Origin of the sequence: Marseilla massiliensis (assembly GCF_016899855.1) — a bacterium.
Taxonomy (GTDB): domain Bacteria; phylum Bacteroidota; class Bacteroidia; order Bacteroidales; family Bacteroidaceae; genus Prevotella.
This window is the reverse complement of record NZ_JACJJG010000017.1, coordinates 1-20,537: the sequence shown is the minus strand read 5'-3', so window position 1 is coordinate 20,537 and position 20,537 is coordinate 1. Positions and strand designations below refer to the sequence as shown.

Sequence of the window (20,537 nt, the reverse complement as noted above, 5' to 3'; positions counted from 1 at the left end):
ACACTATGCCAATTATGCGTCAGTTTATCGTGTATCCAAGCGCCTCGTTGCTTTTTATGAACGATATCAGTTCCTTGCATACGTCCACTTTTCCAGTCTTGCTGTATAGTGTGAATGGCCTTGCCCCGTTGCTGTCGTGCACACTGAAGTACAGTTGTGTATTGCCGGGGCTGTCTTTTATCATTGTCACAAGGTCTGTAACGGTGGTGTCGTCGAGTTTTGCGGCGTCGAGGGTTATGGTCAGCTTCTCTATCTGCAGGTCTTTTACGGTTTGCAGGTATTGTATGTCCGTAACGCGCATTTCCATCATGTTGCTGCCGCGGAAGCGTTGTACGAACTGTGCCTTGACCATCACGGTACATCCCTCGATAAGCATGCCTTTCCATTTACCCCATTCCTCGCCGAAGAACGCAAGTTCGCCTGAGCCCTCAAAGTCTTCTATCGTGACAAAGCCGCATGGTTTTCCTGTTTTCGTAAACTTGCTCCTTGACATTGTGACGATACCCCCCAGTACTATTTCCTGTTTTTTTGAAAGTTCCTGTTTGTCTGCAAGTTCGGAGCAATGGGTGTTGCACAGGTTGTTGAGAATTACCTCGAAGTCGTCAAGTGGGTGTGCGGAAAGGTAGATTCCGACGAGGTCCCGCTCACGGTTTAGTTTCTCAATGCTGCTCCAGCTGTCGCCTTCTGGTATTTGGGGGGTGGCGATATCCACGCTGTCGATGCCTCCGAAGAGAGAGTTTTGGGCTTCGCTTTTCTCCTGTTGGTACAACTGTCCGTAGCGTACGAGGGCGTCAAGGAACACGTCGCCCTTTGAATTGCGTGCGAAATAGCTTTCGCGCTTAATGTTGAAGCTGTCAAAACCTCCGCTCAGCACAAGGCTTTCAAAGCACTTGCGGTTGCATGCGGCAAGATTTACGCGTTGTGCCAGGTCAAAGATGTCTTTATACGGACCGTTTTGTTCGCGCTCGTTGATGATGGCCTCGGCTGCGGCCGAGCCCATGCCTTTTATCGCAGCGAGTCCGAAACGTATCGCTCCCTGCTTGTTTACGCTGAACTTCTGTCGGCTCTCGTTTACGTCGGGGCCCAATGTTCTTATGCCCATGACCTTGCATTCGTCCATGAGCTTGGTTATTTCAGTTATGTTGGTATAGTTGCGGCTCATTGTGGCGGCCATGTATTCGGCTGGGTAGTGTGCCTTGAGGTAAGCCGTCTGGTATGCCACCCACGAGTAGCACGTAGCGTGACTCTTGTTGAATGCGTAGCTGGCAAACTTTTTCCAGTCTTCCCAGATCTTGTGAAGTGTCTCGTGTTTGTAGCCGTTCTTCTCGCCACCTTCGTAGAAGAGTCCCTCCAAATGGTTCATCTTCTCGATTTGTTTCTTTCCCATCGCCTTGCGAAGTGTGTCGCTTTGGCCTCGGGTAAAGCCTGCCAACTGGCGGCTGAGGAGCATGACTTGCTCTTGGTAGACCGTGATACCGTATGTATCCTTGAGGTATTTTTCCATGCAAGGTATGTCATACGTTATTTTCGACGGGTCGCGTTTACGTTCGATAAACTCGGGAATGTAGTCCATAGGGCCTGGCCTGTAGAGGGCGTTCATGGCTATGAGGTCTTCGAACACGGTAGGGTGAAGTTCGCGTAAGTACTTCTGCATTCCTGCGGACTCAAACTGGAATGTACCGATGGTGCGGCCGTCGCTGTATAATTTATATGTATCGGGGTCGTCGATAGGTATGGTGTCGAGGTCTATGATTTTGCCTGTTGACAGGCGTATGTTCTCAACAGCTTCTTTAAGTATAGACAAAGTCTTAAGCCCGAGGAAGTCCATCTTTATCAGTCCGGTCTCCTCGATTACGCTGCCTTCGTATTGCGTGCAAAGCAGTTTGTGGCCGGTTTCCTTGTCGTCGGCTGTGGATACGGGCACCCAGTCGCTTATCGGGTCCCTGCATATGATTGTTCCGCAGGCGTGGATACCGGTATTCCTGACGTTTCCCTCGAGCATTTTGGCATACTCAATGGTTTCGTGCAGGCGTGGATCGGTTGATGCCTCGGCCTCGCGCAGCTCCCTTACGCACTTGATGGCGTTCGTAAGGTTCATCTTCAGGCCGTCAGGCAGTCTGTCAGGTATGGCCTTGCACAGTCTGTTCGACTCTTCCAGAGGCAGTTTTTCCACGCGTGCCACGTCCTTGATGGCAAGTTTGGTTGCCATGGTACCGTACGTTATGATGTGCGCCACTTTGTCAGCGCCGTATTTCTGGGTTACCCAATCAAGCACCTTTCCGCGTCCGTCATCGTCGAAGTCGGTATCAATATCGGGCAGCGAGATACGGTCAGGGTTGAGGAATCGCTCGAACAGCAGGTCGTACTTTATGGGGTCTATCTTTGTTATGCCAAGACAGTAAGCCACTACGGAGCCTGCAGCACTGCCACGTCCTGGCCCTACCATCACTCCGAGCTCGTCACGCGCGGAGTTGATAAAGTCCTGTACGATAAGGAAGTAGCCAGGGAAGCCCATCGTCTTCATTATGTACAGCTCGAACTTTACGCGCTCCTCTACCTCTTCGGGCAGTGGGTCGCCGTATAGTTTGCGTGCTCCTTCGTATGCAAGTTTGGCCAGATAGTCAGCCTCAAACTTTATTCTGTATATCTTGTCGTAGCCTCCGAGCTTCTGGATTTTCTTCTCTCCTTCTTCGCGCGACAGCACAACGTTGCCGTTTTCGTCCTGCGTGAACTCGTCGTAGAGCTGTTCCTCGGTGAATTGCCTGCGGTATTCCTCTTCCGTGCCGAACTCTTCCGGAATAGGGAAGAACGGCATTATAGGGGCGTGGTCAATGCTGTACGTCTCTACCTTGTCAAGCACTTCGCATGTATTAGCCAAAGCTTCGGGTACGTCGGCGAACACCTCGTTCATCTCCTCCCTCGTCTTGAACCATTCCTGCTTGGAGTAAAGCATACGGTTGGGGTCGTCAAGATCCTTGTTGGTCGCGAGGCAGAGAAGGCGGTCGTGAGCCTCGGCGTTCTCCTCGTCAACGAAGTGGCAGTCGTTTGTACATACCAGCTTGATGCCGTATTTGCTGGCCAGTTTAATCAGTTCACGGTTGGCTTTCTGTTGCAGCGGATATGTTTCGCGGTTGGCGCGGATGTGCGGGTCCTTGACTTGGTGGCGCTGCAGTTCGAGGTAATAGTCGTCGCCAAACACGCGTTTGTACCACTGTATGGCCTCCTCGGCGCCCTCGATGTCGCCCTTGAGGATTTTCGCGGGCACCTCACCCGCGATGCATGCCGAGCATACTATCAGTCCTTCGTGGTATGTCTCGAGGTCGGCGCGGTCAGTACGTGGGCGCATGTAGAATCCGTCAACCCACGCGCGGCTTACCAGCTTGATAAGGTTTTTGTAGCCTTTATAGTTCTTTGCCAGCACAATAAGGTGGTAGCCGCTCTGGTCGCCCATGTCTTTCACCTTGTCTTCCTTCGTTCGCCTTGCCACGTACATTTCGCATCCGAGTATCGGCTTGAACTCAGGTTTGCCCTGTTCCTTCAGCTCGCCGTTCTTCTTCTTGCAGTAGTTAAAGAACTCCTTTATGCCGAACATGTTGCCGTGGTCGGTCACGGCCATGCCCCTCATGCCGTTGGCAATGGCCTTGTCTACCAGCTTCTTGATACTTGCCTGTCCGTCAAGAATGCTGTAATAAGTATGTACGTGAAGATGGACGAAATCTTGCATATCCTGTATTGGGGTGTTTCAGTTGGAGCGTCAAAGTTAAGACGAAAAAACGAGATGGCCAAAATATAAGTGTGAAAAAATCATGTCGTATGCCCGCCGTTAGCCTTTCCCGTTGTGTCTGTCTGTATTCCGTGCGGTGTTAAGTTTCCTTAAGATTGGTATTGTTGACGCTTCTGTAATGCTGTCTGCGCTCGGCATTCAGGCTTTCGCGCGAAAAATAGGCTAAAATTCTAGCTTTTTGTAAATGCTTGAATACCAGTGTGATACATTAAAACGACGTTGTTTGATTGTGCGAATGACATATATTGAGTATTGTAAAATATCTATTCGCATGGTAAAAGACGGTCTTTTAAGTTATTAAACACGGTCTTTCGCACAGCCAAAGACCGTGCTTTGCATGGCGAAAGGCTGTCTTTAACACGCTGTTTAGCCTCCGATTTCATGCGAATGGCATATGTTTTATTGGTAGAAACACCCGTTCTCGTTATTTTGTACGTTACCTCCTGTACTATCGCAATCTGGTTCGCGTTTTTATTTTGTCATGATTTCGGATAAGAAAAACTCCGCCTTTTCGCTTCTGGTTTTCTCTGTCCGTGGGGCTATACGCCGCCAAGTCCAGCCTAATATGCCCGCGTTCCTACGTGTTCCGGCGGTATGCCTTTCGTGTACTAACGTTATTTAATAATTGGTTATGCTTTTTTTTCGTAACCTCAAGGCAATTATTTGTCTCGCCTATGGTTTTATAATAAAGGAAAGGACAAAATATCATGACTATGAAGAAGTTGTTTTTAATGTTGATAGCCGTTATTTTCGGCGTTGTTGCCGCTACGGCCCAGGATGAAAAGCCACGTAAGCTTACCAAGCAGGAGCGCAAGGCTTTGCGCGAGCGTATAGACAGTCTGAAGTATGCCCAGGCTGAAGGCTCGATAATGGACAGCATGTTCGTGCTTGAGGCGGACGAGGTTGTGTTTAAGCGTGGATACACGGCCCACGTCACGTCAAATACCAATTTTGTTGCCGTCGAGGGCGACCAGGCCGTCGTACAGGTAGCCTTCAACGTGCCGTGGAGCGGTTTCAACGGCTTGGGAGGCATTACCGTAGAGGGGCTTGTGTCAAAGTATGAGACGCGCAAGGACAAGCGTGGCAACCTGTATCTGGACATGAGCGTCAACGGCAGGGGCATATCCGCCCAGGTATCTATAACCCTTCTTGCCGGCAGCAACCGTGCCACGATAACCATCTTGCCGAACTTCCATTCCGGACGGCTCACGCTTAACGGCGTCATCGTGCCTGAAGAGGAAAGCACCGTGTTCAAGGGCACTACGTTATAGGTGCCCCTTTCAGCCGCCTTTGGCACGATGCATAGCCCTCGGCGGCTGAATTTTGTTTGCCATCTTCAAATTTTCCACAAAGTCGCATGATACCTTTGCGCAGGATTTTAAGCAACAGGTATCATGAACAAGACAACCGATTATCAGTTTACGGTAATCGTTCCGGTTTATAATGAGGCGGATAATATCAGCCGGCTTGAACGGCGCTTGGCTGCATTCCTGCCTGTGGCAAGGCTAAAGTCGTGCGTTCTGTTTGTCGACGACGGCTCTACTGACGGCAGCCGCGGGCTTATCGTCGACGCATGCCGCCGTAACAACGATTTTTATTACATATTCTTCGAGCGTAATTGCGGGCTCAGCGCGGCTGTAAAGGCCGGTATTGACTGCGCCCGCTCGCCTTATGTCGGCTATATCGATGCAGATCTCCAGACCGTGCCCGAGGATTTCAACCTACTGCTTGAGTACGCAGGCAGCTACGAACTTGTCATGGGTATCCGTGCCGAGCGTAAGGACTCGCCGTTCAAGCGGTTACAGTCGCGTGTGGCCAATGCGTTCCGTCGCATGATGACGCACGACGGCGTGGAGGATACGGGGTGTCCGCTAAAAGTAATGCGCACGGCCAATGCCCGCCTTATGCCATTCTTTACGGGCATGCACAGGTTTATCCCCGCGCTAATGCAGTTGCAGGGATGCAGGGTCAAGCAGGTGCCCGTGAGGCACTTCCCGCGTACTGCCGGCAAGTCGAAGTACCATCTGCGCAATCGCCTTATAGGGCCTTTTGTCGACTGTTTCGCTTACAGATGGATGAGGAAACGCTACATTAATTACAGGATAACGGGCGGCAATCTGTCGTGAAATGTCTATGAACGCGTTGGCAGTGCTGGCCATCGGAGCCATGGCCCAAGTGTTTTTCTCGGCTCGCGTGCTTGTACAGTGGATATTGTCAGAGCGTGCCCACAAGGTGCTTTCGCCCTCGTTGTTCTGGGTTCTGAGCCTTGCCGGGGCCTACCTGCTGTGCATTTACGGTTGGTTGCGCCATGATTTTGCGATTGTCATGGGGCAGTTTGTCTCTTATTATGTTTATTTATGGAACCTTAAACAGAAGGGCGTGTGGGGCCGTCTGCCTCTTGCGCTGCGACTTGTGCTGCTGTTCACTCCGCCTGTAGTGTTGCTGCTTGTCGTCAATAACGCGTCGGCATTCGTGCATGAGTTCTTCTTCAATACCGACGTTCCGTTGTGGCTGTTGCTCTTTGGGGCGTTCGGCCAGTTGCTGTTTACGTTCCGTTTCGTTTACCAATACGCCTATTCCCGGCGCAGGCAAGTGTCGGCGCTGCCTGCGGGCTTCTGGATTATCAGTCTTGCGGGCTCCGTCTCCATCTGTGTTTACGGTCTTTTGAGGCACGATTTGGTACTCATCGTGGGCCAGTCGTTCGGTATCGTCGCGTACGCCCGTAACCTATGGATAGGCCGTGGGGCTAAAATATAATGTCATGAAATACCGTGTGTATATCCTTGTGCTGCTTGCGTTCGTGCCGTTAATGCTTCTTCGTGACGTCACCCCGAACAATGAACTAAGGTATCTAAGCATTGCCGACGAGGCGATACGTAACGGTATGTTGTTCGCCTTTACCAATCATGGCTTGCCTTATGCCGACAAACCCCCTCTGTATTTTTGGCTCTTGATGGCCGGCAAGGCGTTGTTCGGCAGACATTGCGTGTGGTTTCTGTCGCTGTTCTCGCTCGTTCCGGCATTTGTAACGGCGTTTACGATGGGACGGTGGACGGCAGGTGAATCGGGCGAGAGGCTTGCCCGCACAGGCGAACTGCTGCTGCTTACGTGCGGACTGTTTGCCGGCATGGCCGTATTCTTGCGCATGGACATGCTCATGTGCATGTTCATAACGCTGTCGGTGCGAACGTTTTACGACTTGGTTGACGGCCGCGGCAACGTCAGGCTTAAGCGTGTGCTGTTTTCGTTGTACCTGTTTCTTGCGTTGTTCAGCAAGGGACCGTTGGGCCTGTTGCTGCCGTTGGCGGGCACGGTGACTTTTCTCTGTGTGACGAGGCGCGGAAGGACGCTGTGGCGTTATTGGGGATTTACGACGTGGGCGGTGCTCGCCGTGCTCTTGGCAGCGTGGTTCCTGGCCGCTTATCTTGAGGGAGGCAGCTCATACTTGCATAACCTTCTGTTCCACCAGACTGTCGACCGGGCCGTCGACTCGTTCCATCACAAGGAGCCGTTCTACTATTATTTATTGGCGTATTGGTATTCATTCGCGCCTTGGTCGCTGCTGTTGGCGTATGTTATTGTTGACGGTCTGCGCCGTAAGGCTGCCCTGTCGGACATGCAGAAGTTGCTGCTTTCCATGGTATGCGCGTCATTGGTGGTGCTGTCGGCTGTCAGTTCAAAGATACAAGTCTACCTTTTGCCGGTCTTTCCTTTCGCCGTTTTTCTTGCGTCGTCCATGCTTGGTGGCGTCCGCAGGGGGCGTTTGCTTACGCTGTCGCTCGCCATTCCGGCCGTGGCCTTTGCCTTGGGGCTGCCTTTTGCGGCATGGGGCGCGGTTCACGGAATGCCGTATATGGATAATGTATGGGCCGTGCTGGCGGGCGCGGCGCTTTCGGTGGGCGGTGTATTTGCAGTTTTCAGGCTCCGCGCCGGCCGCACAGTGACGGATGTTGTGCGTCCGTTGGGGGTTGGCATGCTGGCAGGCGTGTTTTTCATGGGCTTTTCGTTCCCCTCAATCAACAGGCTGTTGGGCTTCGGTGAGCTGTGCGGCGAGGCCCGGCGCGCGGCTGTCAGGCAGCATACCGAGCGCTATTTTACGTTCGGTATAGGGCGTTCGGAGAATATGGACGTATATCTTGGCATGTCAGTAACGCCTGTCGACGAAGCCGGTCTTGACACCTTAACGGGTACGCTCGGCGTGCTTATGGTCGACACAACGGCTGCGGGAAAACTGCCGCCCGCTATCCGCCGCCTCGGCATGCGCACCGTGGGACGTTATGGCGTGGTGGTGATAAAGTGACGTACGGCAGTTCGTAATGATTAAAACAACTATCGTTTATGAAGATTTTGATAACAGGCGCGGCCGGGTTTATCGGTTCGGCCGTAGTTGATGAAATGCTTTCCGAGGGTCATGAAGTGGTAGGGATAGACAATATCAACTCATACTATGACACGGCCTTGAAGTATGCCAGACTGGCAAAGGCCGGCATACGCCAGGACGAAATACGCGAGGACAGAATCGTGCAGAGCGTCACGGGGACGGCATACAGGTTTGCCAAGGTGGACATTACCGACCGCGTAGGACTGGCACGGCTGTTCGCCAGCGAGCGGTTTGACGCCGTGGCCAACTTTGCCGCGCAGGCCGGAGTGCGCTATTCGCTCGAGAATCCTTACGCTTATGTGTCGTCAAACGTGGTAGGCTTCCTCAACCTGCTTGAGGACTGCCGGCAATACGGCGTGGACAAGCTGGTGTTCGCCAGCTCGAGCAGCGTGTACGGAGCCGGCCTGCAGACGCCTTACAGGGAGAGTCTCGTTACCGATACGCCCGTAAGCCTGTATGCCGCGACAAAGAAAAGCGACGAACTTATGGCCTACGCCTACAGCCGCCTGTTCGGCATAAAGGCTACAGGGCTGCGCTTCTTCACCGTCTACGGCCCGTGGGGACGTCCGGACATGGCGCCCTATATCTTCATGAAGGCAATAACGGAGGGGCGCCCAATACATGTGTTCAACCACGGAAGGATGAGCCGCGACTTTACTTTCATAAGCGATACCGTGGCCGGCGTTAAGGCGGCCATGGGCCATACGCCCGTGAGCGAGGTGCCGTTCGCGGTGTACAACGTCGGCAATTCGAGCCCTGTTAGCCTGCTCGACTTCATCCGTTCGCTCGAGAACGTCACCGGGCGTAAGGCCGACATGCGCATGGAGGGCATGCAGGCAGGCGACATGCAGTGTACATACGCCGACATATCGCTCATCAGCGAAGAGTGCGGTTACAGCCCGAAGGTAGGCCTTGACGAAGGCATTGCGCGCTTTTACGAATGGTTCAAGGCGTACAACGGTAACGGATGATTTTGCGAAAGACGGTCTTTGGGCTTCCAAAAGGCCGTCTTTCGCGAGCTAAAAGGCCACCTCTTGCAGGCTAAAAGACGGCCTTTTGCAAAGCCGTTTTTTGCTCGTGTGTATATGTCTGATAACCAATGAATTAAATATTTGTTGGACTTTGTGTTTATGAATGTCCGCAAAGCTCCCATTCATTAGTAGTTAAAGGAGTTGAAGTAGTTACCGTTCGCTTCGCTCACTAAGGAGTTAAAGACAAATGCCTTGTTTGTTTATGCCTTATTAATGGCGGTCAGGTTAATTGCGGACGTTCATATTGTGTTTTTATAATTGCTTGCATTAAGTTTTTTTCAGGTGGTAGATTCTTTTAATCTAGGCGGCCGCATGCTGGATTATGGACAGATGTCGTATAGCCTGAAGCAATCGTCAGGTAGGCAAATAAGATGTTGCGGCATTGGCCGTCGGGCATGTCCGGCTGCGGCAGAAGGCAGCGTCGCGCTTACGCCCGATAACTCCATAAAAACTTTACGCCGGCCAATTTTCGCATTTCTTAACCCCTGTTTCCTGATAATTTTGCGTACCTTTGCATCGCTGGAACAATCATTAAAATGCACAAGAGGGACAACTACACTTTTCTTACGTCCGCGCCGGTACATAACGTCATACTGACCATGGCCGCTCCCACGATAATAAGCATGCTCGTGACGAGTGTGTACAACATCGTCACGACATTCTACGTGGGCCGTATCAGCACCCAGGCCACGGCAGCCGTAGGCATAGCCTTCTCCGTTATGTCGATAATCCAGGCGGTAGGCTTTACCTTCGGACAGGGGTCGGGCAACTATATCTCGCGCGAGTTGGGCGCGCGCCGCCACGACAACGCCTCGCGCATGGCGTCCACGGGCTTTTTCTGTGCCGTCGCCACGGGGCTTGCCATCTGTATCGCGGGCCAGCTCTTGCTCGAGCCGTTGGCTGTGTTGCTCGGCTCAACGCCAACCATCCTGCCGTCGGCAAAGAGCTATCTGTCGTTCATCTTCCTTGCCGCCCCGTTCATGTGTGGCGCGCTATGCCTCAACAACCAGATGCGTTTCCAGGGCAACGCGGCCTACGCCATGTTCGGGATACTTACCGGAGCGGTAATAAACGTGCTTCTCGCGCCCGTACTCATATTCGTGTTCGGCATGGGGATAACCGGCGCCGGACTGTCAACATTCGTGGGTGAGACATGCAGCATGTTCGTGCTCTTGTGGATGACGCACAAGGGCGGCACGATACGCATTCACCTCCGCAATTTCGCCTTGCGCGCATCGCTGTTCAAGGAGATTCTTGCCGGCGGCACTCCATCGTTCACCCGTCAGGGCATGGCAAGTATAGGCGTGGCAATGCTGAACGTTGCCGCAGGCCGATTCGGCGACGCCGCCATTGCCGGAATGTCGATAGTAGGGCGTATATGCTTCGTGATTTTCGCCGCCGTAATAGGGCTAGGGCAGGGATTCCAGCCGTTGTGCGGCTTCTGTTACGGCGCCCGACTCTATTCAAGAGTGCGCGAGGGGTACTGGTTCATAGTGCGCCTGGGCACAGTGTTTCTCGTGTTCTGTGCCGTGCTCGGCTTCTCTTTCTCGTCAGAGTGCATAGCCCTGTTCCGCCATGATCCGGCCGTCATAGACGTAGGCCGCGTGGCCTTGCGGTGGCAGCTCGTAACGTTGCCGCTCGGGGCGATAGTGATGTACACCAACATGATGATGCAGACGATACGCAAACCGTGGCAGGCCAACATCCTGGCGGCTTCGCGCAACGGCCTGTTCTTCATCCCCTTGATTATAATCCTGCCGCATTTTCTTGGCCTCCAGGGTGTGGAGATGTGCCAGGCTTGCTCTGACGTGTGCTCTTTTATACTGGCCGTGCCGATAGCGGTCAACGGCTTCGGGGCGCTGAAAGACTGACATGGCGGCGCGGTTATCCCGCCGGCCATGCGCCGTAACACTCCACGCTGGCCGCATTCTTACCCGCAATGGCGCAAAAAATGCTTCTACGCGGCAATAAAACGGGCCGTCGGCCGTTATACCATAATAATATAACTAAAATAAATCAATGTTTAATTAACCTAATCATGAAACAAAACAATTCCGGCAGCAAGGCTTACCTATTCTCCATCGTGCTCGTTGCTGTCCTTGGCGGATTGCTCTTCGGCTATGACACCGCCGTCATATCAGGAGCCGAAAAGGGCCTGCAGGCGTTCTTCCTTGGCGCCGAAGACTTCACTTATACCGACTCGTGGCATGGCTTCACGTGTGCCAGCGCACTCATAGGGTGCATAATCGGAAGCGCCGTCTCGGGATATCTTGCGTCAAACTGGGGCCGTAAGAAGTCGCTGATATTCGCTGGTATCATGTTCTTCATCTCCGCTCTCGGCTCAATGGAGCCCGAGTTCTTGTTTTTCGAGCATGGACACGCCGACTTCCCGCTTCTCATAGCGTTTAACATCTACCGTGTGATAGGCGGCGTAGGCGTCGGTCTGGCCTCTGCCATCTGTCCTATGTACATTGCGGAGGTGGCTCCGTCAAACATACGCGGCACGCTCGTGTCGTGGAACCAGTTTGCGATTATCTTCGGTCAGCTCGTGGTGTATATGGTAAACTTTTTCATCCTTGGCGACCATACCAATCCTGTAATAGAGTCAATAGGTCAGGGCATGAGCGCCGTAATGCCCGGCAGCGACCCCTGGACGATAGCTACGGGCTGGAGATACATGTTCGGTAGCGAGGCAGTTCCTGCCGGCCTGTTTGCCATACTGATATGTTTTGTGCCAGAAACTCCGCGATATCTCGTTATGGCAGGCCAGGACACGAAGGCACTTGCGGTGCTTACAAAAATCAACGGTGACGCCGCCGGCCACGAGATTCTCGACGAGATAAAGAACACCGTGACAGAAAAGACCGAGCGTGTGTTTACCTATGGCGTGCTGGTAATCTTCGTCGGCATAATGCTTAGCGTCTTCCAGCAGGCTGTCGGCATAAATGCCGTTCTGTATTACGCGCCGCGCATTTTCGGCGACATGGGCATGGAGAATCCCATGATGCAGACAATCATCATGGGCGTTGTAAATATCCTGTTTACGCTCGTTGCCATATTCACCGTGGAGAAGTGGGGACGTAAGCTGTTGCTCATCACCGGTTCGGTTGGCATGGCGGTCGGAGCGTTCGGCGTTGCGCTGACGTTTGGCCACGCAGGGCTTGAACTTGTCACAATGTTAAGCATTATGGTATACAGCGCTTCGTTCATGATGTCATGGGGACCGATATGCTGGGTGCTTATCTCCGAGATATTCCCGAACACTATCCGAGGCGCGGCAGTGGCCATTGCCGTCGCTTTCCAGTGGATATTCAACTGGCTTGTCAGCGCCTCTTTCGTGCCGATGTTCAACATGCAGACTGCCGGCGACCCGAATTTCGGCCATTGGTTTACGTATGCATTGTACGGTCTCATCTGCGTACTTGCCGCCGTCTTTGTATGGAGACTTGTTCCCGAGACTAAGGGAAAGACGCTTGAGGACATGACAAAACTCTGGAAGAAGGGATAAAAGCGCCGCGTACAGTGTGCCGCATGAGTATATACGCGCCTGCCATGGCTTACTGTTTAAGTGTAGCCGGCAGGCGCGTTATGTGTTGGCCGACTGCTGATTTTGGGGAGAAGTGCTAACATTTGTCACCCTTTTGCATGTTATAAGGCGGAATTTTAGTAAATTTGCACCGATTGACGGATATAGGTAATGAAGTTCAGCGACGTTATAGGACAGGACAAAACCAAGCAGCGGCTGTTGCAAATGGTCGCTGAAGACCGCGTGCCCCATGCAATGATGCTGTGCGGCCCGTCAGGTTGCGGCAAGATGGCACTGGCTTTGGCGTTCGCTTCTTACCTGCTGTGTTCCGACCGTCGGGACGGAGATTCCTGCGGAACGTGCCGCCAATGCATTATGACAGGCAAGTATTCACATCCCGACCTGCATTTCTCTTATCCCGTGATACGCCCTACAGGGACAGGCTCGGAGCATAAGATGTCGAGCGAGGACTTCAGTTCTGAATGGCGGAACTTGCTTTCGGCAGGGCCGTATTTCGACATCGACCGATGGCTTGACGAGATGGGAGCCGCCAATCAACAGGCACAGATAGGAGTAGGAGAGAGCGATTTGCTCATAAGACAGCTCAGCCTGAAGTCAAGTCAGGGCGGATATAAGGTTGTGATAATATGGTTGCCGGAGCGAATGAACGCAGAGTGCGCCAACAAGTTGCTGAAACTGCTTGAGGAACCGCCGCAGGATACGGTGTTCATCATGGTTTGCGAGGAACCGGAGAAACTTATTGACACCATAAGGAGCCGTGCACAGCGTATCGACGTGAAACGCATTGACATTGACGCAATGGCGAATGCGCTTGTAAGCAGCCGTGGAATAGACGAAGATACGGCGTATCGCATCGCACGGGCGGCCAACGGAAGCTGGCTGAATGCTCTTGAAGAGCTTGACGCCGACAATGAGAAGAGACAGTTTCTGGAGATGTTCATATCGCTGATGCGCCTTGCGTATATGCGTAAAATAAAAGACTTGAAGAAATGGAGTGATACCGTTGCGGGCTATGGACGTGAACGCCAGAAACGCATGTTGGCGTATTTCCTTCGTTTGGTGCGCGAGAATTTCATGTACAACTTCCGTATACCGCAACTTAATTACATGACCCGTGAGGAGGAAAACTTCTCTCGTAATTTCTCTCCTTACATCAATGAGGCCAACGTTATAGAGATTTCAGCACTGATGAACAGGGCTATTCGTGACATCGGACAGAACGCCAATGCCAAGATTGTGTTTTTCGACATGGCGACAAACATCATCGTCGCGTTGTTAAGAAAGCCTTGAGCAAATACTTGATTCATAATGTACGATTAGTGATTGATGGTTGATTATCTATTATAAATATCAAGGCTGGCGTGTATCAAGGCCACAATGCCTTTTACCGTTATGCCGTTTTATTGTTTAAGCAGCATTACACGATGGATTACAATAACAAGAAATTCATGATATACAACGGTTGCGACCGTGGTTTGTGCATACGTGGTTGCGGGCGGCAGGACCGTCAGCTCAACACGTATGACTGGCTTGCTGACGTGCCGGGTAACGCAACGAGTACCAATCTGGTGGAAGTTCAGTTCAAGAACACTCGTAAAGGATATTATCACAACGTAAATAATCTCGACCTGAAGAAGGGCGACATTGTTGCCGTTGAGGCCAATCCGGGACACGATATAGGTGTTGTGACGCTTACGGGAAAGCTCGTTGAGTTGCAGATTCGTAAGGCAAACCTCAAGTCGGCGGATGATATTAAGCGCATATACCGTATCGCCAAGCCCGTGGACATGGATAAATACCGTGAAGCGAAGAGCCGTGAGCACGATACGATGATACAAAGCCGCCAGATCGCGAAGAACCTGAATCTTCAGATGAAGATAGGAGACGTAGAGTATCAGGGTGACGGCAACAAGGCGATATTTTATTATATTGCGGACGAAAGGGTTGACTTCAGGCAGCTGATAAAGGTTCTTGCCGAGACGTTCCACGTGCGAATAGAGATGAAACAGATAGGAGCGCGCCAGGAAGCGGGACGTATCGGCGGCACTGGACCCTGCGGACGTGAGCTGTGTTGCGCTACGTGGATGAAGAACTTTGTGTCGGTCAGCACCGGCGCGGCTCGTTATCAGGACATATCACTCAACCCCCAGAAGCTTGCGGGAATGTGCGCCAAGCTGAAATGCTGCCTTAATTACGAGGTGGACAACTACATTGAGGCGAGCCGCAAGTTGCCAAGTAAGGAAGTAGTGTTGCAAACCAAGGACAACGATTACTATCTTGTGAAGAGCGATATACTTGCCGGTTTGGTGACATATTCTACCGACAAAAAGGTAATGGCTAACGTTGAGGTCATCACGGCACGGCGCGCTTTGGAGATAATTGAGATGAACAAGCGCGGCGAGAAGCCCGAAACATTGCTTGAAGACGGTGCTACCAAGAAGCAGGAGCGCACCGTAGACCTCCTGGAAAACGAGAGCTTGACACGCTTTGACAAGAACAAGAAGAAGCGTAAGCCAAAGAACCGCAACGGAAAGCAGGCTCCCAAGGGTCGCAACAAGCCAGCCGAGGCGCAGGCTAAGAAGAACACTGACACTGACAAAGGGGGCAATACTGAAAAAGAATGACGGCGGTGAGGCGCACCATTTACATATTGTTGGCAGTCATGTCGTTGACGATGGCCTTGACGGCATGCGACAAAGCCGTTGTCTATGATGAGTTCAAGCCAACTCCAATAGAAGGTTGGGAGAAGAATGACACCATGGTTTACGCCGTGAAACGTCTTGCCCGCAGTGGCGTTTACAGGCAGGAAGTCGGTTTGCGAATAACCCGAGAGTTCCCGTTTACGGGCGTAAGCCTGCTCGTCGAGCGGATTGTTGAACCCGGGCACAAGGTTTTTGCCGATACTCTTAACTGCCGTCTGTACGACGATGAGGGCAACGTTAAAGGCCGGGGAGTAAGCCTTTTTCAGTATAACTTCATTCTTTCGGATGTCGAGATGCAGAAAGGCGACTCTTTGAACGTGCGTATCCGCCACCTGATGAAGCGCGAGATTCTGCCCGGAATATCGGATATCGGTTTCCGTTTGGAAGCCAGATAATCAGGATTTGATGGTTTTCTTTATATACGAATGCGGCACCGAGTGCCGCATTCTTTGTTCCTATAGCCATAGATTTGGCGTGAATTAACGGATTATCCACCATCCTTATGGTGAAGAAATGCCGTCTACAGCCATGGCGGAGCATCTATATTGCGGGAAAAAAGAAAGCGGAACGCCATTCTGTTATTGGCCTTCCGCTTTTATTTTCTGTGTCTGTTGGCACGCTGTTCACGGTATTTAGCTTTCTGGCGGGCCGACCCGCTGCCGTGCGCTCCCGTGATGTATTTCTTTTTCTTGGCCTTGGTCTTCACCTTGCCAGAGCCTTTGTCGTTGTCGCTTTTCGCCTTGCGGAACACTATTCCGCCACCGGCTATTATGTCGTCGATGTCTGCCATATTAATAAAAGGTGAGAAGGTGAGAAAGTGAGAAGGTGAGGAATTGAAGTGAGTGATGATTGAATGTCTCACCTTTTCACTTTCTCACCTTCTCACTTTTTTATCAGTGGTGGAACAAGCGCACTCCGGTGAACGCCATGGCGATACCGTACTTGTCGCAAGTTTCTATCACATTGTCGTCGCGAACCGAGCCGCCGGCCTGCGCGATGTATTCAACGCCGCTCTTGTGGGCGCGCTCGATGTTGTCGCCGAAGGGGAAGAAAGCGTCGCTGCCGAGGCTTACGCCCGTATTCTTCGCTATCCATTCCTTCTTCTCCTCAGCCGTCAGCACCTCTGGCTTCTCCTTGAACAGGCGCTGCCATGTGCCCTCTGCCAGCACGTCGTCATGCTCGTCGCTGATGTACACGTCGATGGTGTTGTCGCGGTCGGCACGGCGTATGTTGTCGACAAACGGCAGGTTCATCACTTTCGGGTGCTGGCGCAGCCACCAGATGTCGGCCTTGTTGCCGGCCAGGCGGGTGCAGTGAATGCGGCTCTGCTGTCCGGCGCCGATGCCGATAGCCTGTCCGTCCTTTACGTAACATACAGAGTTGCTCTGCGTGTACTTCAGGGTGATGAGGCTTATGATGAGGTCACGCTTTGCCTCTGGCGTGAAAGTCTTGTTCTGGGTGGGAATGTTCTCGAACAGCGCAGGGTCGTCCAGGCGCACCTCGTTGCGTCCCTGCTCGAATGTTATGCCGAATACCTGCTTGTGCTCGATGGGCGCGGGCACGTATGCAGGGTCAATCTTGATTACGTTGTAGGTGCCCTTGCGTTTCTCTTTCAGTATGGCGAGCGCCTCGGGAGTATAGTCGGGAGCTATCACTCCGTCGCTGACCTCGCGCTTGAGGAGCGTAGCTGTTGCCTCGTCGCACGTGTCGCTCAGTGCCACAAAGTCGCCGTAGCTGCTCATTCGGTCAGCTCCGCGGGCGCGTGCGTAGGCGCATGCCAGTGGCGAAAGCTCTATCTTTACGTCGTCAACGAAGTAGATTTTCTTCAATGTGTCGCTCAGCGGCAGGCCAACGGCCGCTCCCGCGGGCGATACATGCTTGAAGCTGGCAGCCGCGGGCAGGCCCGTTGCGGCCTTGAGCTCCTTTACGAGTTGCCAACTGTTGAGCGCGTCGAGGAAGTTGATGTACCCCGGGCGGCCGTTAAGCACCTCGATGGGCAGTTCGCCTTCCTCCATGTAAATGCGTGAAGGTTTCTGGTTCGGATTGCATCCGTACTTCAATGCTAATTCTTTCATATCCTGTGGTTTAACTATTCCAGGTGCAAAAATACTGCAAAATCGGCGTAATTCAAAATAAATATGCCTAAACCGTGCGTTTTGCGGCGTCTGCCGGCATTGCGCGGGGCATGGTCATGCCTTGTCGCCGTCGTTGTTCCGGTTCTTTAGAAAGCTCGGCGCAAGCAGTCCGATACCCACGCCGAGGCACATCCACACCGCCAGATTGTCGAATATAATGCCGAATGCGACGCCGAAACAGATACCGATGGCAAGATAACTGCCTGCGGCCTGCTGATTTTTATCCTGCTTGTTGTCCTCTTCCATAATGCTGTTTGTATTGATATTGTGGAAACAAAGATAGCGAAAGGTGAGCGCAATGGCAAGAAAAAGACGAAGTTTTTTGACGTGACATTGCCGAACCGCATCCTATCTTCGTGAAACAAAGATAGCGAAAAAATTGTTTCCGGCAAAGCGTTGCATGGCGTTTTTCAGCACGTTCCGTGGCTGGCCTGTAACCCGCTGATAATCAAGGACGTTGCAAAAGGCCGTCTTTTGCCTCCCGAAAGGCCGCCTTTTAGCGTGCGATTGATGGCCTTTGGGAAGGTGATTTGCCGTCAATCGCAAATCGTCAGAGATTCTGGTGTATGGCGGTATGCGCCGCATGGCCACGCCGTAAGCCTTGTTATTTTAATGTATTGATTGCTTATTACGGGAAATTTTCTTAACTTTGCACGAGGTAAATGCCAACTAAGATAATGACAGACGACGATTTCGATATAAGGAATAATTCTCTAACGTCGGCCGAGAAGGAGTTTGAGAACGCCCTGAGGCCGTTGCGCTTCGACGACTTCAGCGGCCAGCAGAAGGTTGTCGACAACCTGCGCGTGTTCGTCGAGGCGGCCAAGTACCGCGGCGAACCGCTCGACCACACCCTGCTGCACGGCCCTCCCGGTCTGGGAAAGACTACGTTGAGCAACATCATAGCCAACGAGCTGGGCGTAGGTTTCAAGCTGACGAGCGGCCCAGTGCTCGACAAGCCGGGCGACCTTGCCGGCATATTGACCTCGCTCGAGCCTAACGACGTGCTCTTCATAGACGAGATTCACCGCCTGTCTCCCGTCGTTGAGGAATACCTTTACTCGGCGATGGAGGACTACCGTATCGACATAATGATAGACAAAGGGCCGTCGGCACGCTCCATACAGATAGACCTTAACCCCTTCACTCTTGTCGGGGCTACTACCCGCAGCGGCCTGCTTACCGCTCCGCTGCGTGCCCGATTCGGCATAAATCTGCACCTCGAGTACTACGAACCCGAGACGCTTACGAGGATTCTGAAGCGTTCGGCCGGCATACTGAAGGTGCCGATAGACGACGATGCGGCCGTTGAGATAGCCCGCCGCAGCCGCGGCACGCCCCGTATTGCCAACGCCCTGCTGCGCCGTGTGAGGGATTTCGCCCAGGTGAAGGGCACCGGGCGCATTGACACAGCTATCTCGAAAATAGCCCTGACGGCGCTGAACATCGACCAGTACGGTCTTGACGAGATTGACAACAAGATACTGCTGACCATCATCGACAAGTTTCGCGGCGGTCCTGTGGGTATCACCACCATCGCGACGGCTATCGGTGAGGACGCCGGTACCGTGGAGGAAGTGTACGAACCGTACCTTATCATGGAGGGATTCATCAAGCGCACGCCCCGCGGACGCATGGTCACGGAGCTGGCCTACCGCCACTTCGGCCGCAACATGCTCGGCTCTAACACGGCGGAACCGGACCTATTCGGATGACACAGACATTTATGAATGGAGAGTTTAGAATTGAGACTGTAGAATTATGATTACCTTTGTTGCATAGACAAGGATAATCATAATTCTACATTCACGGCTTCCAATTCAACTAAATTGGCAAGGGTTGTAATAATTTCCCATTCTCCATTCTAAAAATTCAATTAAAATAATCTATGAACAGTGAATTAAAGACGGCAATTTTCCCTGGCAGCTTTGACCCGTTTACCGTCGGGCACGACGCCATCGTGCGCCGTGCGCTGCCCTTGTTTGACCGTATTGTCATCGGGGTTGGCGTGAATATCAGCAAGAAATATCTGTATAGCGCGGAAGTCAGGGTGAGTGAAATTGCCCGTCTGTATGCCGACGAGCCGAAGATAGAGGTCAAGGCGTACAACGATTTGGCCGTTGACTTCGCGCATCGCGAGGGCGCACGCTTTATCGTAAAGGGGGTGCGCAGCGTCAAGGACTTTGAGTATGAGCGTGAACAGGCTGACATCAACCTGAGAATAGGCGGCGTGGAAACCGTCTTCTTGTTCTCCGAGCCGCAATACGGAAGCGTGTCGTCAAGCATGGTCCGCGAACTGCTGCACTTCGGAAAGGACGTGAGTGAGTTTCTTCCGGGAAATTAAGAATTAAGAGTTAAGTATTAAGAAAATATGCTTTGCTGCTAAGCAGAAACTTTCTTAGTTCTTAACTTCTTCATTTTTAACTCCCAAAGTCATATTTTCTTAATTCTTCATTCTTAACTCTTAATTAAAAAAATGATTTCCTACAGCACCGACGGCGTAAAGATGCCGCCAATAAAGAGACGCGAGACAACGGCCTGGATTAAGGCCGTGGCAGCCAAGTATGGCCGCAAGACGGGTGAGATAGGCTACATGTTCGTAAACGACGAACGGATACTTGAGGTCAACCGGGAGTATCTCGGGCATGATTATTATACCGACATCATAACCTTTGACTATGACGAGGGTGACGTGATAAACGGCGATATAGTGATTTCGCTCGACACGGTGCGTACTAACGCCGAGCAGTTTGGCAAGGAGTATATCGACGAACTGCACCGTGTAATCATCCACGGCATACTTCATCTGTGCGGAATAAACGACAAAGGCCCCGGCGAACGCGAGATAATGGAACAGGCGGAGAACGAGGCGCTTAGTTTAATTAAGAATTAAGAGCATAGAAATTAAGAATTAAGAGTTAAGAATTAAGAAAGTATGCTTCGTAAATATCAGGCCA

17 protein-coding genes are annotated in these 20,537 nt (G+C 52.2%); 13 read left to right on the top strand and 4 right to left on the bottom strand.

Going from position 1 to position 20,537, the window contains the following annotated elements:
* Positions 1–19: 19 nt before the first annotated feature.
* The gene (dnaE, locus tag H6A34_RS05230) at positions 20–3,724 is read right to left on the bottom strand and encodes a DNA polymerase III subunit alpha (RefSeq protein WP_205103930.1); all 3,705 of its coding nucleotides are present in this window, start codon (positions 3,722–3,724) and stop codon (positions 20–22) included.
* Between the two features lie 773 nt (positions 3,725–4,497).
* Here dnaE and H6A34_RS05225 point away from each other — a divergent pair.
* From H6A34_RS05225 to H6A34_RS05180, 10 genes are all read left to right on the top strand, one after another.
* Positions 4,498–5,055 (top strand): DUF4251 domain-containing protein, encoded by a 558-nt coding sequence (locus H6A34_RS05225; protein WP_205103928.1) that lies wholly within the window; start codon positions 4,498–4,500, stop codon positions 5,053–5,055.
* Between the two features lie 123 nt (positions 5,056–5,178).
* Positions 5,179–5,910, top strand: coding sequence for a glycosyltransferase (locus tag H6A34_RS05220; protein ID WP_205103926.1), 732 nt, complete (start codon positions 5,179–5,181; stop codon positions 5,908–5,910).
* Between the two features lie 7 nt (positions 5,911–5,917).
* Positions 5,918–6,541 (top strand): lipid-A-disaccharide synthase N-terminal domain-containing protein, encoded by a 624-nt coding sequence (locus H6A34_RS05215; RefSeq protein WP_239480773.1) that lies wholly within the window; start codon positions 5,918–5,920, stop codon positions 6,539–6,541.
* Positions 6,542–6,545: 4 nt separating this feature from the next.
* Positions 6,546–8,084 (top strand): ArnT family glycosyltransferase, encoded by a 1,539-nt coding sequence (locus H6A34_RS05210; RefSeq protein ID WP_205103922.1) that lies wholly within the window; start codon positions 6,546–6,548, stop codon positions 8,082–8,084.
* A 38-nt stretch (positions 8,085–8,122) separates the two neighbouring features.
* Positions 8,123–9,136, top strand: coding sequence for an NAD-dependent epimerase/dehydratase family protein (locus tag H6A34_RS05205; RefSeq protein ID WP_205103920.1), 1,014 nt, complete (start codon positions 8,123–8,125; stop codon positions 9,134–9,136).
* A 596-nt stretch (positions 9,137–9,732) separates the two neighbouring features.
* On the top strand, positions 9,733–11,067 hold the full coding sequence (locus H6A34_RS05200; protein ID WP_205103918.1) for an MATE family efflux transporter: 1,335 nt from the start codon (positions 9,733–9,735) through the stop codon (positions 11,065–11,067).
* Positions 11,068–11,135: 68 nt separating this feature from the next.
* Positions 11,136–12,704, top strand: coding sequence for a D-xylose transporter XylE (xylE, locus tag H6A34_RS05195; RefSeq protein ID WP_338088629.1), 1,569 nt, complete (start codon positions 11,136–11,138; stop codon positions 12,702–12,704).
* Between the two features lie 189 nt (positions 12,705–12,893).
* A complete protein-coding gene (locus H6A34_RS05190; RefSeq protein WP_205103916.1) occupies positions 12,894–14,033 on the top strand; it encodes a DNA polymerase III subunit in 1,140 nt (379 codons plus the stop codon).
* A 134-nt stretch (positions 14,034–14,167) separates the two neighbouring features.
* A complete protein-coding gene (locus tag H6A34_RS05185; protein WP_205103915.1) occupies positions 14,168–15,367 on the top strand; it encodes a PSP1 domain-containing protein in 1,200 nt (399 codons plus the stop codon).
* Positions 15,364–15,840: a gliding motility lipoprotein GldH gene (locus H6A34_RS05180; RefSeq protein ID WP_239480771.1), complete on the top strand. Its 477-nt coding sequence runs from the start codon at positions 15,364–15,366 to the stop codon at positions 15,838–15,840. The genes H6A34_RS05185 and H6A34_RS05180 overlap by 4 nt, the downstream gene beginning before the upstream one ends.
* Before the next feature lie 200 nt (positions 15,841–16,040).
* Here H6A34_RS05180 and H6A34_RS05175 read toward each other — a convergent pair whose 3' ends face one another.
* From H6A34_RS05175 to H6A34_RS05165, 3 genes are all read right to left on the bottom strand, one after another.
* On the bottom strand, positions 16,041–16,235 hold the full coding sequence (locus tag H6A34_RS05175; RefSeq protein ID WP_021947662.1) for a hypothetical protein: 195 nt from the start codon (positions 16,233–16,235) through the stop codon (positions 16,041–16,043).
* 103 nt (positions 16,236–16,338) lie between these two features.
* The gene (locus H6A34_RS05170) at positions 16,339–17,520 is read right to left on the bottom strand and encodes a phosphoribosylaminoimidazolecarboxamide formyltransferase (protein WP_021947661.1); all 1,182 of its coding nucleotides are present in this window, start codon (positions 17,518–17,520) and stop codon (positions 16,339–16,341) included.
* A gap of 114 nt (positions 17,521–17,634) precedes the next feature.
* Entirely contained in the window at positions 17,635–17,826 is a 192-nt protein-coding gene (locus H6A34_RS05165) for a glycine zipper domain-containing protein (protein ID WP_021947660.1), read from the bottom strand.
* Between the two features lie 416 nt (positions 17,827–18,242).
* Between H6A34_RS05165 and ruvB the strand changes: the two genes are divergently transcribed.
* The 3 genes from ruvB (at position 18,243) to ybeY (ending at position 20,473) form a co-directional block, all read left to right on the top strand.
* On the top strand, positions 18,243–19,295 hold the full coding sequence (gene ruvB, locus H6A34_RS05160; protein WP_420870814.1) for a Holliday junction branch migration DNA helicase RuvB: 1,053 nt from the start codon (positions 18,243–18,245) through the stop codon (positions 19,293–19,295).
* A 173-nt stretch (positions 19,296–19,468) separates the two neighbouring features.
* Positions 19,469–19,924 (top strand): pantetheine-phosphate adenylyltransferase, encoded by a 456-nt coding sequence (coaD, locus tag H6A34_RS05155; RefSeq protein WP_021947658.1) that lies wholly within the window; start codon positions 19,469–19,471, stop codon positions 19,922–19,924.
* A 132-nt stretch (positions 19,925–20,056) separates the two neighbouring features.
* Entirely contained in the window at positions 20,057–20,473 is a 417-nt protein-coding gene (ybeY, locus tag H6A34_RS05150; RefSeq protein ID WP_021947657.1) for an rRNA maturation RNase YbeY, read from the top strand.
* Positions 20,474–20,537: the final 64 nt, after the last annotated feature.